Origin of the sequence: Methylobacterium tarhaniae, from assembly GCF_001043955.1 — a bacterium.
GTDB lineage: Bacteria > Pseudomonadota > Alphaproteobacteria > Rhizobiales > Beijerinckiaceae > Methylobacterium > Methylobacterium tarhaniae.
Genome location: NZ_LABZ01000006.1, coordinates 13,704 through 27,547, shown reverse-complemented (window position 1 = coordinate 27,547; position 13,844 = coordinate 13,704). Strand labels below are relative to the sequence as shown.

The window sequence follows — 13,844 nt, the reverse complement described above, 5'->3', positions numbered from 1 at the left end:
CAGGCGAAGTGGAGCGCGCGACATTCGAGCCTGCTGCGCATCCCCGGCGCATGGACCCGCGCATTGCAGTCGATGTTAGCGCGGGGCTCAACTCAATTATATGACGCACTGACATCAATATGGATCAGCGAGGGCGCGACGAGCAAGCCGCTCGACTTTGAGGCGCCAAGCGAAGATGGCTGAGCGCTACCGAGCACGCATTTGAGGTTCCGGGTGACGCCGTGGCGCAGGGAGTCCAGCGGCCCACGATTGCGGTTGACGGCGTTCTCGATGATCTCGGGCGAGATCGAGCCCGCGAACGGGCGGCGGAAAGTCGCTGGGGCGCGATTGACGGCAACGCCGTGCGGCGGTTCAAAAACCTGCTCCCGTCCATTCACTGCCCCGGCTGCCAGCATCGCTCCAGCTTACCGTCCGACATCGACGTGCCCAGGCAGAGCTAATTGTGAGAGTATCGCTTCAGCCTGCGCCGTCGGAGCAACGAGCGCATTCACCTCCATTTGCGGAACGACATCCCAGCTGAGTATCGTGAAGAACCGCTCGATATGCGCCTGCCACCATTCCGGAGGCTCGATAATGAGATGAGCGTTCCGGCCATCGGAAAGTACCTTCTTTGCCGGACGGATCGCGATATTGAGAAATGCGCAGAGTTGCGTGACCCTTGCCAGGTCTGAAAGTACCGCTTCAAGCATATCCGGCTCGACATGCTCCAGCACATCGGTGCATATTACGAGATCGGCAGATTCCGGTATTTTGTCCTTACCTGGAATGGCAGGGTCATATTCGCGGATCGACAGTGCCGGAAGGCCTGCCGCCAGCAATCCTTTGCCGCATCCGTAATCAAGAATGCTTTTTGGATTGAGCTTTTCCGAGAGTTCGTTGACCTTGTCATGCCACCTTTTGCTTGACGTGCCATATGACGCATAGCGGTTATGCAATTCGGCGTTCTGCTGGCGGTAGCTCTCGGAGATTGGCATATGGGAGATCCGGTGATGTCACTGACGAATCCTTCCATATCATAATAGCGCTGTCCGAAGAGCCTGTTTGATGCGGCCGGCCGACTCCGAAACCGCCTCGTCGTTCGGGGGCCTTTCCCAGCGGACCCCGGGATCCATCACTGTCGACGTCTCAGGATGAGGCGGAATGCAGGCCGCCTTGTTCTGTGCCGTCGGCGGTGATGGATCCGGTTTCCCGTCTTCGACGAGGCCCGGGACGACACTGAGAGTTTGCGGCGTGCATACCAGGTCGGTCGGCGCAATCGCTCGGACAGGCTCTCAGATCGGATGCCACCACCGCCCGCGCAGCACCACACCCTCCGACGTGATCCGCCGGTCCCCGGTCATGTGCTCGCCCAGCACGTCGACGTAGTCGAAGGCGCCCTCGCGCACGGCGAGCACCGTCGCGTCGCCGAGCGCCCCGACCTTCAGGGTGCCGTATTCCATGCGCTTGAGCGCCACCGCGGCATTCACCGTCACGGCGGCGACGACCTCGTTGAGGCTCATCCCGAGGCAGAGCATCTTCGACATCGTGGTGACCTGGTCGAAGGCAGGGCCGTCGATGCAGAGGGCGTGCACGTCCGACGAGATCGTGTCCGGGTGGAAGCCGCCGGCCAGCATGGCCCGGGCGGTCTTGAAGGCGAAGGAGCCCTTGCCGTGGCCGATGTCGAACAGGATGCCGCGCTCGCGCGCCTCGCGGACCGCGGGCTTCACGGCGCCTTGCGCGGTGACGGGTGAGTTCGGGAACGGCCGGAAGGCGTGGGTGAGCACGTCGCCGGGGCGCAGCATCGCCAGCACCGCCTCGTAGCTCGGCGGCGGCTCGTCGATATGGGCCATCAGCGGCAGGCCGGTCTCCTCGGCGACCTGGAGGGCGATCTCGAGGGGCGCCGTGCCTTGCGTGCCCGAGGCGTGGGCGCCGACCCGGACCTTGATGCCGATGATCACGTCGCGGTTGGCCTCCGCCACCGCGACCGCCTCGCGGGGCGCCATCAGGCGCATGTCCTGGCTCTCGCCGACCATCACGGTCTTGGAGAAGCCGTAGATGCCCGCGAACGAGACGTGCAGGTAGGCGAGGATGCGGGCCTCGGAGCGCTCGATCACGTGCTTGCGGAAACCCGGAAAGTTGCCGGGCCCGGCGCTGCCGGTATCGACCGAGGTGGTGACGCCGGAGAGCCGGCAGAACGCGTCGGCGTCGATGCCGAGCGAGGTGCCGCCCCAATAGACGTGGGTGTGCAGGTCGATGAGGCCCGGGGTGACGATCGCCCCGTTCATTTCCCGGACCACCGACCCCTCCCCAACGGGCAGGTCGCGGCCGAAGCCCGAGACAAGGCCGTTCGTGAAGGCGACATCGGCGATGCCGTCGTGGTTCTGCGAGGGATCGATGATGCGGGCGCCCCGCAGGATCAGCTCGTGCTGCACAATTCTGTTCCTGATCTTGAACACTGTGGAAAACCGGTCACGCGGCCTGCGCCGGCAGGGCGGCGCCGTCGAGGTGGCAGGCGGCGAAATGGTCTCCGCCGACCGGATCGAGTCGCGGCTCCTCGGTGCGGCAACGCTCGAAGGCGTGCGGGCAGCGGGTGTGGAAGCGGCAGCCGGCGGGCGGGTTGATCGGGCTCGGCACGTCGCCGCGCAGCACGATGCGGGTGCGGCCGGCATCGGGCTCCGGCACCGGAACGGCGGAGAGCAGAGCCTGGGTGTAGGGGTGCCGGGGCGCCAGGAAGATCTCGCGGCGCGGGCCGATCTCGACGATCTTGCCGAGATACATCACCGCTACCCGGTGGGTCATGTGCTCGACGATGGCGAGGTCGTGCGAGATGAACAGGAGCGCCAAGTCCAGTTCCTTCTGCAAGTCTTGCAGCAGGTTGACGATCTGCGCCTTGACCGAGACGTCGAGGGCCGAGACCGCCTCGTCGCAGATGATCAGGTCGGGCTCGGCGGCAAGCGCCCGGGCGATGCCGATGCGCTGGCGCTGGCCGCCGGAGAATTCATGCGGGAACCGCGACAGGGCCTCCCGCGGCAGGCCGACCCGCTCCATCAGGGCGGCGAGGCGCCCGTCGAGATCGGCGCGGTTCCGGGCCAGGCCGAAATTGCGGATCGGCTCGGCCAGGATGTCGCGCACCCGCATCCGGGGATTGAGCGAGGAGAACGGATCCTGAAAGACCATCTGGATCCGCCGGCGCAGGGGGCGGAGCGCCCCGGCCGACAAATCGTCGATGCGTCGGCCCCCGAGCACCACCTGGCCGGAGGTCGGCGGGAACAGCCGCATCAGGCTGCGGGCGACCGTGGACTTGCCGCAGCCGGATTCGCCGACGAGGGAGAGGGTCTCGCCCTTCTCGAGGGTGAACGAGACGCCGTCCACCGCCTTGAGGCTGCGGGCATGGCGGCCGAGCAGGCCGCCGCCGAGGAGGAAGTGCTTGCGCAGGTCGTCGACCGCGAGAAGGGGCGTGGTCACGCGGCGAGCGCGTCCTTCGGCGCATAGTGGCAGGCGGCGAGGTGGCCCGGCGCCTTCGGCTCCAATGCCGGGGCGTGGCTGCGGCAGAGATCGGTGGCGGAGGGGCAGCGGCCGGCAAAGACGCAGCCGTCGATGCGGGTCTTCAGGCTCGGCACCATGCCGGGGATCTCGGCGAGGCGCTGCGGCGCACCCGGCTGCTCGGCGGCGCCGAGGCGCGGAACGGCGCCCATCAGGCCCCGCGTGTAGGGGTGGCGGGGTGAGCGGAAGAGGTCGCGGACCGCCGCCTCCTCGACCTTGCGGCCGGCATACATCACCACCACACGGTCGGCGACCTCGGCCACCACGCCGAGATCGTGGGTGATCAGCATGATGGCGGCGCCGACGCGCCGCTTGAGGTCGCGCATCAGGTCGAGGATCTGGGCCTGGATCGTCACGTCGAGGGCCGTGGTCGGCTCGTCGGCGATGAGGAGCTTCGGCGAGCAGGCGAGCGCGATGGCGATCATCACCCGCTGGCGCATGCCGCCGGAGAGCTGGTGCGGGTATTCCCGCACCCGGCGCCGCGGCTCGGGGATGCCGACCAGCGTCAGCATCTCCACCGCCCGCTCCTCAGCGTCCTTGCGCGACAGGCCCTGGTGCAGGCGCAGGGTCTCGCCGATCTGCCGGCCCACGGTCAGGACCGGGTTCAGCGAGGTCATCGGCTCCTGGAAGATCACGCTGATGGCGTTGCCGCGGATGTGGCGCATCTCGCGCTCGGGGAGCTGAAGGAGGTCGCGCCCATCGAACCGGATGGCGCCGGCGAGCCGCGCCGGCGGCTCGGGCAGGAGCCGCAGGATCGACATCGAGGTCACCGACTTGCCGCAGCCGGATTCGCCGACGATCGCCAGGGTCTCGCCGGCTCGAATCGCGAAGGAGACGCCGTCGACGGCGCGGTTGACCCCGTCCGGCGTGCGGAAATGAACCTGGAGGTTCTCGACGGAGAGGAGCGTCACGGGCGTCGTCTCCGGGGCGGGATCATCGACAAGATCAAGGTGGAACCATCCCCGGATCCGACACCCTGCGCGTCATCCCGGGGCTCGGCGCAGCCGAGAATCCGGGATCCGTGACCGCTGACGTCGACGAACGAAGCGGATCGCGGTCCGACTCGCTCCGAACCGTTGGCGGTGATGGATCCCGGGTTCCGCCGCGCGGCCCCGGGATGACGATGGAGGGTGGCAGAACCGCCGGAGGCAAGCAGGCCCTCACACATCTTTCGCCATCCGCGGGTCGAGGGCGTCGCGCAACCCGTCGCCGACGAGGTTCACGGCGAGCACGGTGAGGGACAGGAAGATCGCCGGGAACAGGATGATGGTGAACTTCACCTGCCAGAGCGCCCGTCCCTCGGCCATGATGTTGCCCCAGGAGGGGGTGGCCGGCGGCACGCCCGCGCCGATGAACGAGAGGATCGATTCGGCGATCATGGCGGACGCGCAGATATAGGTCGCCTGCACGGTCATCGGCGCGAGGGTGTTGGGCAGGATGTGGCGCCAGATGATCATCGGCATGCGGGTGCCGGTGGTCACCGCGGCCTCGACATAGGGCTGCTCGCGCAGCGACAGCACCACGCCGCGCACCAGCCGCGCGACGCGCGGGATCTCCGCCACGGTGATCGCCAGGATCACGTTCTCGATCGAGCCCCGCGTGAGCGCCATCAGGGCGATGGCCAGCAGAATGGGCGGGATCGACATCAGGCCGTCGACGATCCGCATGATGATCCCGTCGGCCCATCGCACCATGCCGGAGACGAGGCCGACGACGAGCCCGGCGATCGAGGCGAAGAGGGCCACCGCGAAGCCGACGAGGAGCGAGACCCGGGCGCCGTAGACGACACGCGAGTAGAGGTCGCGCCCGAGCATGTCGGTGCCGAACCAATACTGTGCCGACGGCGCCCGCGTCCGGCGCGACGGCGCGATCGCCGTCGGGTCGACGGTGCCGAGATAGGGGGCGAGCACCGCCATCAGGGCGACGATCAGCAGGATGGCGCCGCCGATCACGATGGTCGGGTGGCGCCGCCAGGTCCGGCGGATCCGGCCGTAAGCCTTTCGCGGCGGGTAGAGGTCGGGCAGCGGCGCGGCGACCGCGAGGCCGGGGGGCGCCTCGGGTCCCGGAGATTGACCCCCCAGGGGGTGGGCGGCGCTCAATAGCGGATCCTCGGGTCGATGAGGGTGTAGAGGAGGTCGATCGCGAGGTTCACCAGCACGTAGGTGAAGCTGAACAGCAGCACCACGCCCTGGATCACCGGGTAGTCGCGGCGCAGGATCGCATCGACGGTGAGGCGGCCGAGGCCGGGAATCGCGAACACCGTCTCGGTGACGACGGCGCCGCCGATGAGCAGCGCGATGCCGATGCCGATCACCGTGACGATCGGCACCGCGGCGTTCTTGAGCGCGTGGACGAACAGCACGCTCCCCTGCGCCACGCCCTTGGCCCGGGCGGTGCGCACGTAATCCTGTTGCAGCACGTCGAGCATCGTCGCCCGGGTGACCCGGGCGATCAGCGCGATGTAGACGAGGCCCAAAGTCAGCGCCGGCAGGACCAGGCTGGCGAACCAGGGGCCGATCCCCTGCTCGATCGGCGTGTAGCCTTGCGCCGGCAGCCAGCCGAGCTCGAGGGCGAAGACGTAGGCGAGCAGGTAGCCGACGACGAAGACCGGGACCGAGAAGCCGAGCACCGCCCCGCCCATCACGAGACGATCGACCAGCCGCCCCGCCTTCCAGGCCGCCAGGACGCCGAGCGGTACCGCCACCAGGACGGCGAAGGCGAGCGTCACCAGCATCAGCGACACGGTCGGCTGCACCCGCTGCCCGATCATGGTGGTGACCGGCAGGTTGGTGAAGATCGAGGTGCCGAGATCCCCGTGCAGGATGCGCCAGGCCCACTCGCCGAAGCGGACCAGGAAGGGCCGGTCGAGGCCGAGCGAGGCGCGGATGCGCTCGATATCGGCCGGCGAGGCCTGGTCGCCGGCGATGAGAGCCGCCGGGTCGCCGGGGGCGAGCGAGAGCAGGCTGAACACGAACAGCCCGACCACCGCCATCACCGGGATGACGGCGAGGACGCGCCTGACGAGGAAGCCGAACACAGGGTTTTCCTCAGGCCTTGGACACGCCCCAGGTGAAGGGCAACGGCCCCTTGCCCACGCCGGTCACGGTCTTGCGCCAGGCCTGGTAGCCGAGGAAATAGCCGGTCGGCACGTAGACGCCGCCCGCCACCGCCGCGGCATTCACCTTGTCGATCGCCGCCTTCTCGGCGGCGGGATCGGCCGCGTCGAACCACTCGGCGATGCCGGCCTCGACCGGCGGCAGGTCGGGCCAGCCGAACCAGGCCTTGTCGCCGTTGGCCCGGATCGCCGGATAGACCGCCGGGTTGATGCAATCGGCGCCGGCATGCCAGGTGTGGAACATGTTCCAGCCGCCCTGCGACGGCGGCGCCTTCGAGGCGCGGCGGGTGCCCACCGTGCCCCAGTCGGTGGCGACGAAATCGACCTTCATGCCCATCTGCTTGAGCAGGTCGGCGGTCACGTCGCCCATGTTCTTGGTGATCGACTGATCCTGCGCCACCACGCAGACCACCGGCTCGCCCTTGTAGCCGGCCTCCGCCAGGAGCTTCTTGGCCGCCGCGAGGTCGCCCTTGCCGATCTTGGCGCCGCCCGCCTCGCTGTAGAGCGGGGTGCCCGGGGTGAAGAACCCGGGTAGCGGCTTCCACAGCTTGTCGTCGTCGCCGATCAGCGCCCGCATGTAATCCTCCTGGTTCATGCCCATGAGCACGGCCTGGCGGATCTTCGGGTTGTCGAAGGGCGGATGCAGGTGGTTCATCCGGAACGAGCCGATATTGCCGAGGGGGTCGGCGATATCGACGTTGATGTTGGTGTTCTTGCGCAGGAGCGGGACGAGATCCGGAATCGGGTTCTCCCACCAATCGACCTCGCCGTTCTGCAACGCCGCCGAGGCGGTGGCCGGATCGGGCATGATCACCCACTCGACCCGGTCGAGCAGCATGCGCTTGCCGCCGGCAAGCCAGGAGGACGGCTCGTCGCGCGGCTTGTAGTCCGTAAACTTCTCGAAGACCGCGCGGGCGCCGGGCACCCACTCGGCTCGGGCGAACTTCATCGGGCCGGAGCCGACATACTCGGTGATCTGCGTGAACGGGTCGGTCTTGGCGATCCGCTCCGGCATGATGAAGGCGCAGGGCGCGTTGTTCTTGCCCAAGGCCAGCAGGAGCTTGGGAAACGGTTTCTTGAGCTGCCAGCGGAAGGTGCGGTCGTCGACCGGCACGAGTTCGGTCTGCACCGCCCGGATCATGAGGCCCATCGGGTCGCGGGCCATCCAGCGGGTGAGGCTCGCCACCACGTCCTTCGACAGGACGGGCTCGCCGTCGTGGAACTTGAGGCCGGGCCGCAGGCGGAAGGTCCAGGTCAGGCCGTCGGCCGAGACCTCTTCCGATTCGACCATCTGGCGCTGAGGCTTGAGCTGCGCGTCGACGCCGTAGAGCATGTCCCAGACGAGGGCGGCGGCGTTGCGGACGACGTATTGCGTCCCCCAGATCGGATCGAAGTTGGCGAGGTTGGCCTGCGGCACGAAGCGCAGCACCTTGGCCGGCTGCGCGAGCGCCGGGGCGGCGAGTTGCGGCGCCATGCCGGCCGCGCCGAGGGCGGCCGAGCCTTTCAGAAACGTCCTGCGGTCCATGGGCGCATGTCCTGCCTGCGGGGCCTGTCTGTCGCGAGCCGTGCCCGAGCCCCTGGGGAGCCGGCTCTCTCCCACAAGGTTCGCCCCGGTCCGAGTGCTCGGTCAAGGCGGAACGCGGGGTCGCCACGGTCACGCTTGCGGTCTCAGCAAGCTTCGCGCCACGATTGCCGGAGCGGAGGCCAGCGTCGGCTCGGCACGGCGTGGATCGGTGAGCCAGGCCCTCGAGCCGAGGACCTCCGCGCGATTTCCTCTGGGCGAGAGCGGCAATCTTGAGCAATAATCGTTCGTCGTGATGGCCCGAGGCCGGAGCATGGATCTATTTTACGCATCACGGGCCGGGTCGGCGGGATCTCGCGGAGAGATCATCTTCGACTCGCCGACACCCGTACTGGATTGTCGTATTTCGAACATTTCACCTTTCGGCGCGACGCTGGTGGTCCCGGCTGGAACCGTCGTGCCGGACGCGATCACGCTGGCGATCGCGGGTGAGTTCGTGATGCGCCGCTGCCGCGTGGTCTGGCGCCGGCGCGGCCGTGTCGGCGTGACGTTCGTGGTGCCGATCTAACCGAACGTCGTCGCACATGAGCGAAGTTCAGGTGCTGCCGGTTTATCGGATTGCGAAACTTGCGCCGAAATGCGACGCACGCATCTGAGAGCCTGGTGACTCGTCCCGCCAGCCATCTGGAACAGATACAGCGCTTCTCTACGCCGCCCGGGAGATCGACGAAGTCGATAGCCAGGAATCCATAGCCCCTGACACTCCAGGAGCAAGCGACCAACGCTCCGCCCCATTCGGACTCGTCGGCGTTTATGGATCCCGGGCTCCGCTGCGCGGCCCCGGGATGAGGATGGTGCGCTTCAATTTCGTCGTTTCAATCAAACAGGCTCTCACATCGAGCGGATCTTCTCCTCGATGCGCTTGGCTTCGGCCTCGTCGACCGTGACCGGGGGGCTGCTGTCGTTTGGCAGGCCCGGGCCGGTCTGGGCGATCGTCTCGTCGCGCGGGCGGGCATTGGGGCCGTTCGAGATCGCTTCCTGCCGGTCCCGGTCGTCCTGGGCCATCGATGCCTCCTGTGAGAGCGTGTGCCGTCCCACAAGGCAATCGGGCGGGCGGCCCATCGTTCCGAGCGCGGGTCAGATCACCTCGACCTTGGTGCCGACGGGCACGAAGCGATAGAGTTCGATCACGTCCTCGTTCAGCATGCGGAAGCACCCGGCCGAAGCGGCCCGTCCGATCGAACCCGGATCGGTGGTGCCGTGGATGCGGTAGAGCGAGGAGCCGAGATAGAGTGCCCGGGCCCCCAGGGGATTGCGCGGACCGCCGACGACGTGGCGCGGCAGGCCGGGCCGACTGCGCCGCATCTCCGGCGTCGGCGTCCATTGCGGCCATTCCTGCTTCGCGGTGACGGACTCGACGCCCTTCCAGGCCGTGCCGGGACGCCCGACCGCCACCCGGTATCGCAGAGCCGTGCCGTCGCCGCGCACGAGGTAGAGGAAGCGCGCCGCGGTATCGACCACGATCGTGCCGGCGCCCTGCGTGCCGGGATAGCCGACCACCCTGCCCCGCCGCACCGCCGGCAGGGCGGCGGGCGCGGGCGTGAGGCCCGGGGAAGCCGGGATCGGAGCGGCCTGGCGCGGTGCCGGCAGCGGTGCCGTGGGGAGCGCGGCCAGACGCAGGGGGGCGTCCGGCACGAGGCTCGGAGCGGCGGACGATGCGGCCGGAACCGGCTCGGGGTGGAGGGAGGCCAGGCGCATCGGCGCGTCCGGCAGCGGCAAGGCCGGTACCGTCGCGGGCACCTGGGTCGCGAGCGGGCCGTGCGGCGTCTCGGCGGTCGGGCGGGAGCGGCAGCGATAGACGCGCTGCCCATCCGCCCGCATGGTCACCGGCCCGATCGCGTCGACGACGATCTGTCGAGCCTCGCCACGGATGCCGGCCCGCAGATCCTCCGCCGAGCGGTGGCAACGCATGTGGAGACGGTAGCCGATCGCCGTGTCGGAGACCCGGTCGATCCGGCAGCGCAGGTCGTGCGCCGCGAGCCGCGCCTCGGCCGCCGGCTTCAGCCGGATCTCGAACACCCGGGGACTCGCCGGGTCGGCGCAGTCCCGCAGGGTCGGCGCCCACCAGCCGGCCGGCGACTCGTCGGCGCGCATCGCCTGGGCGGCACCGGCATTGCAGAGAAGGAGAGCGGGCAGGAGCCGGCCGAGGCGGCGCATCGTGGAGGCTTTCCGGATCGGGACTCGCCGGGGGAGGATGGGCGGGCTTGGGCTCATCGCGCGGGCGGGCGCCCCATCTCGGCGACGGGCCGGAAGCCCGCCGGCTGCGGAACCGGGCCGAGCTCCACGAACCCGCTCCAGCCGGCCCGAGGCGCGGCACCGGGGGGCAGCGCCGCATCGGCGACCAGGACGACGCGGACGGCCTCGCCGGACCTGCCCTGCTCCCGGGCCGGCGGTGCCTCCGCCGCCTCCTCGAACAGCCCCGCCCGCAGGAGGAGCGGGCCGTCCTCGGCGAAGATCGCCGGCGCGGCGCCAGCGGGTTTCTCCGGCGGGCGGGCGGCGACGCGCAGGGCCGCCATGCGAGCGCCGAGCCGGTCGAGGGCGAGGCGGATCCGCTTTCCCTGCGCCGGGTTCAGGGCCGCGAGGGCGGCCCGGGTGTCCCCTTGCGCCGGCACCACGTGGACGATGCGGTAGCCGCGCACCTTCAGCTGGCGCAGCAAGTCCGGCAGGATCGCGACGGTCCGGGGCTGGATGTCGTGGAGAAGGACGATCCCCCGCCCTGCCGCATCGAGGCGCGTGAGCACCCGCCGGAGCAGAGCCGCCGGGGTGATCGTCTTCCAGTCGTCGCCGTCGACGTCGACGCTGAACGGCACCAGTCCCTGCGCCATGGCGGCGCGGTCGAGGGCCGGGCCATGCCCGAGGCCGGGGAAGCGGAAGAACGGCGACAGGGCCGGCTCGCCCTCGGCGAGGACGGCGCGGGCGGCCTCGAGGCCCCCGTTGATCTGATCGCGCCGCACCTCCGGGCTGCGGACCCGGTTCAGGTAAAGGTGCGACCAGGTATGGGTCGCGATGGTGTGGCCCTCGGCGGCGGTGCGGCGCAGGGTATCGGGAAATTGCGCCACCATGCGGCCGACGACGAAGAACGTCGCCTTCACGCATTCGGCCTTGAGGGCGTCGAGGACGGCGTGGGTGCGCCGGGGCAGCGGCCCGTCGTCGAAGGTCAGCACCACCTCGCCGCGCTCCAGCGGCAGGGCGCGCCGGTAGCTCGCCCGGCCGACCGGCCCCTGCGTGAACGGCACTTCGAGGGTGCGCGCGGTGCCGAGCGCCCCGGGCCGACATTCCTGCGCCGGGGCAAGGGCCGGGAGCAGGCACAGGGTTCCGGACAGCAGCAGGAGCTTGAAGCAACGCACGTACAAACCCCGCCACCGATGCCGGTCGTCGCAGCCAAAATCTCATGCAAACCTGAGTCGCCGGTAAACGCACCGGGCGCGCCCCAAATCATCGCCGGGAGCAGGCGCAATCGACGATCTCTCGATCTAGTCGTGCCGACGCACGCGGTAGCGTTGAACACGGTTAATGACGGGATAATCAAGTCATGGCGCCAGGATGGACAGAGAATTTCCCATGATCGGACTTTCCCATGATCGATGGGCCGCGGCATCGCGCCGGTCCTGCCGGCAAGCAGCAGCGATAAGGGATCTCAATCAGGAACGGAGAGAAGAGGCCGCGGGCGACGACGTGGATTGCTCGCGAAAGCCCGCCCGGTTCGAAAGGTCCAGCGGGGAGCAGGCCGTGTCCCGCGACGCGTTACCGAACCGAGATCGTCGACGCCATGGGAGAGCAGGCGGAAGCAGACGGACCGGGCATCGCATCCGATGGCTAGCAAGATGCCGGAAACACCGGCAATCTTTGCGCGCCTGTCGCGCCACTGCTGGTGACGTTGGTGAGAAGAAATGGCGCGCCCGAAAGGATTCGAACCTCTGACCCCCAGATTCGTAGTCTGGTGCTCTATCCAGCTGAGCTACGGGCGCCTGACCGGGGGGAGCGGTGCGCCCCGCCGGTGAGGTGGGATCTAAGGGGTCCGCCCTGGCTTGGCAACCCCTATTTCGCCGGCGGAAGAGAGTGGTGGGCGGAGGGGGCGAAGAGGGGCCGGCGGGCCGGCCCCCTCCCCGGTCAGAAGCCCGCCTGGGTGACGAACTTGGTGTTGAGGTAGGCCTCGATCGCCTCCGAGCCGCCCTCGCTGCCGTAGCCGGAATCCTTGACGCCGCCGAAGGGCGTCTCCGGCAGGGCGATGCCGTGGTGGTTGATCGACATCATGCCGCTCTCGACCTGCGTGGCGAGCTTGGTCGCCGTCTCGGCCGAGCGGGTATAGGCGTAGGCGGCCAAGCCGTAGGGCAGGCGGTTGGCTTCCGCGAAGGCTTCCTCGTCGTCCGAGAAGCGCTGGATCGCGGCGATCGGCCCGAAGGGCTCCTCGTTCATGATCCGGGCGTCGAGCGGCACGTCGGTGAAGACCGTCGGCTCGAAGAAGTTGCCCTGGTTGCCGATGCGCTTGCCGCCGGTGCGCAGCTGCGCGCCCTTCTGCTCGGCATCGGCCACGAAGCCCTCCATCGCCTCGATGCGGCGGCCATGGGCGAGCGGGCCCATCGTCACGCCCTGCTCCAGGCCGTTGCCGACCTTGAGGTCGCGGGAGAAGCCGACGAAGCCGTCCACGAAGGCGTCGAACACCGACTCGTGGACGAGGAAGCGGGTCGGTGCGACGCAGACCTGGCCGGCATTGCGGTACTTGTTGGCGCCGAGCACCTTCACGGCCTTCTGCACGTCGGCGTCGCGGAAGACGATCGCCGGGGCGTGGCCGCCCAGCTCCATCGTGGCGCGCTTCATGTGCTTGCCGGCGAGCGCCGCCAGCTCCTTGCCGATCGCGGTCGAGCCCGTGAAGGTGATCTTGCGGATCACCGGATGGGGGATGAGATAGGAAGAAATCTCCGCCGGGTCGCCGTAGACGAGGCCGAGCACGTCGCCCGGCACGCCGGCATCGAGCAGGGCCTGGATCAGGGCGGTGCAGCTCGCCGGGGTGTCCTCGGGACCCTTCAGGATCACCGAGCAGCCGGTGCAGAGCGCCGCCGAAACCTTGCGCACCGCCTGGTTGATCGGGAAGTTCCAGGGCGTGAAGGCCGCGACCGGGCCGACCGGCTCGCGGATCACGAGCTGCATCACGCCCTCGGCCCGGGGCGGGATCACCCGTCCGTAGGCGCGCCGGCCTTCCTCGGCGAACCAGTCCATGGTGTCGGCGGCGCCGAGCACCTCCATCTTGGCTTCCGCCACCGGCTTGCCCTGCTCCAGGGTCATGATCCGGGCGATCTCGTCGGCGCGCTCGCGCATCAGGTTGGCGGCCTTGCGCAGCACCTTGCTGCGCTCGAAGGCCGAGACCTTGCGCCAGGCCTTGAAGCCGCGATCGGCCGCCTCAAGGGCCTGGTCGAGGTCCTGGCGGGTCGCGACCGCGAGCTGGCTCAGGGTCTCGCCCGTGGCCGGGTTGAGGATCGGCATCGTCTGGCCGGTGGCGCCGTTGCGCCACTCGCCGGCGATGTGAAGCTTCACGTCTGGGAACATCGGGGGCTCATCCTCGTTCCGGAGGGGACTGGCCCTTAACTAAGGCAGTCTCCGCGGGCGAGACAGGCTCCCCCATGCAAG

General features: G+C 69.0%; 13 protein-coding genes and 1 tRNA gene. 1 reads left to right on the top strand and 13 read right to left on the bottom strand.

The genetic code is table 11. From position 1 onward, the window contains the following. Positions 1–92: 92 nt before the first annotated feature. The 8 genes from VQ03_RS32550 to VQ03_RS00750 all read right to left on the bottom strand — a co-directional run bounded on the left by VQ03_RS32550 (position 93) and on the right by VQ03_RS00750 (position 8,162). Positions 93–395 (bottom strand): hypothetical protein, encoded by a 303-nt coding sequence (locus VQ03_RS32550; RefSeq protein WP_157063891.1) that lies wholly within the window; start codon positions 393–395, stop codon positions 93–95. 9 nt (positions 396–404) lie between these two features. Then, positions 405–974, bottom strand: coding sequence for a class I SAM-dependent methyltransferase (locus tag VQ03_RS32545; protein ID WP_157063890.1), 570 nt, complete (start codon positions 972–974; stop codon positions 405–407). Between the two features lie 297 nt (positions 975–1,271). Beyond that, positions 1,272–2,411, bottom strand: a complete 1,140-nt coding sequence (locus VQ03_RS00775; protein ID WP_048448937.1) for an amidohydrolase/deacetylase family metallohydrolase — start codon at positions 2,409–2,411, stop codon at positions 1,272–1,274. Positions 2,412–2,448: 37 nt separating this feature from the next. Further along, positions 2,449–3,444, bottom strand: coding sequence for an ABC transporter ATP-binding protein (locus VQ03_RS00770; RefSeq protein ID WP_048448936.1), 996 nt, complete (start codon positions 3,442–3,444; stop codon positions 2,449–2,451). Then, positions 3,441–4,433 carry an ABC transporter ATP-binding protein gene (locus tag VQ03_RS00765; RefSeq protein WP_048448935.1) on the bottom strand — a complete coding sequence of 331 codons (993 nt, stop codon included), beginning with the start codon at positions 4,431–4,433 and terminating at the stop codon, positions 3,441–3,443. The genes VQ03_RS00770 and VQ03_RS00765 overlap by 4 nt, the downstream gene beginning before the upstream one ends. Positions 4,434–4,682: 249 nt before the next feature. After that, the gene (locus VQ03_RS00760) at positions 4,683–5,621 is read right to left on the bottom strand and encodes an ABC transporter permease (protein ID WP_425350014.1); all 939 of its coding nucleotides are present in this window, start codon (positions 5,619–5,621) and stop codon (positions 4,683–4,685) included. Then, positions 5,618–6,559 (bottom strand): ABC transporter permease, encoded by a 942-nt coding sequence (locus VQ03_RS00755; RefSeq protein WP_048448934.1) that lies wholly within the window; start codon positions 6,557–6,559, stop codon positions 5,618–5,620. Before VQ03_RS00755 ends, VQ03_RS00760 begins: the two co-directional genes overlap by 4 nt. 10 nt (positions 6,560–6,569) lie before the next feature. Continuing rightward, positions 6,570–8,162, bottom strand: coding sequence for an ABC transporter substrate-binding protein (locus VQ03_RS00750; protein WP_048448933.1), 1,593 nt, complete (start codon positions 8,160–8,162; stop codon positions 6,570–6,572). A gap of 310 nt (positions 8,163–8,472) precedes the next feature. Between VQ03_RS00750 and VQ03_RS32540 the strand changes: the two genes are divergently transcribed. Continuing rightward, positions 8,473–8,727, top strand: coding sequence for a PilZ domain-containing protein (locus VQ03_RS32540; RefSeq protein WP_167376043.1), 255 nt, complete (start codon positions 8,473–8,475; stop codon positions 8,725–8,727). A gap of 323 nt (positions 8,728–9,050) precedes the next feature. Here the strand turns inward: VQ03_RS32540 and VQ03_RS33585 are convergent, their stop codons facing one another. The 5 genes from VQ03_RS33585 to VQ03_RS00730 all read right to left on the bottom strand — a co-directional run bounded on the left by VQ03_RS33585 (position 9,051) and on the right by VQ03_RS00730 (position 13,763). Further along, on the bottom strand, positions 9,051–9,224 hold the full coding sequence (locus VQ03_RS33585) for a hypothetical protein (RefSeq protein WP_167376042.1): 174 nt from the start codon (positions 9,222–9,224) through the stop codon (positions 9,051–9,053). 72 nt (positions 9,225–9,296) lie between these two features. After that, the gene (locus VQ03_RS35150) at positions 9,297–10,376 is read right to left on the bottom strand and encodes a L,D-transpeptidase family protein (protein ID WP_053078346.1); all 1,080 of its coding nucleotides are present in this window, start codon (positions 10,374–10,376) and stop codon (positions 9,297–9,299) included. Between the two features lie 53 nt (positions 10,377–10,429). Then, positions 10,430–11,566: a polysaccharide deacetylase family protein gene (locus VQ03_RS00740; RefSeq protein WP_245291919.1), complete on the bottom strand. Its 1,137-nt coding sequence runs from the start codon at positions 11,564–11,566 to the stop codon at positions 10,430–10,432. Between the two features lie 544 nt (positions 11,567–12,110). After that, positions 12,111–12,187, bottom strand: a tRNA-Arg gene (locus tag VQ03_RS00735). A gap of 142 nt (positions 12,188–12,329) precedes the next feature. Next, positions 12,330–13,763 (bottom strand): NAD-dependent succinate-semialdehyde dehydrogenase, encoded by a 1,434-nt coding sequence (locus VQ03_RS00730; protein ID WP_048448932.1) that lies wholly within the window; start codon positions 13,761–13,763, stop codon positions 12,330–12,332. Between the last annotated feature and the right edge of the window lie 81 nt (positions 13,764–13,844).

Excerpts from the sequence above, each read along its gene's own strand:
- VQ03_RS32550 (WP_157063891.1), bottom strand. The coding sequence starts at position 395 with ATGCTGGCAGCCGGGGCAGTGAATGGACGGGAGCAGGTTTTTGAACCG.
- VQ03_RS32545 (WP_157063890.1), bottom strand. The coding sequence starts at position 974 with ATGCCAATCTCCGAGAGCTACCGCCAGCAGAACGCCGAATTGCATAAC.
- VQ03_RS00750 (WP_048448933.1), bottom strand. The coding sequence starts at position 8,162 with ATGGACCGCAGGACGTTTCTGAAAGGCTCGGCCGCCCTCGGCGCGGCC.
- VQ03_RS32540 (WP_167376043.1), top strand. The coding sequence starts at position 8,473 with ATGGATCTATTTTACGCATCACGGGCCGGGTCGGCGGGATCTCGCGGA.
- VQ03_RS33585 (WP_167376042.1), bottom strand. The coding sequence starts at position 9,224 with ATGGCCCAGGACGACCGGGACCGGCAGGAAGCGATCTCGAACGGCCCC.
- VQ03_RS35150 (WP_053078346.1), bottom strand. The coding sequence starts at position 10,376 with ATGCGCCGCCTCGGCCGGCTCCTGCCCGCTCTCCTTCTCTGCAATGCC.
- VQ03_RS00730 (WP_048448932.1), bottom strand. The coding sequence starts at position 13,763 with ATGTTCCCAGACGTGAAGCTTCACATCGCCGGCGAGTGGCGCAACGGC.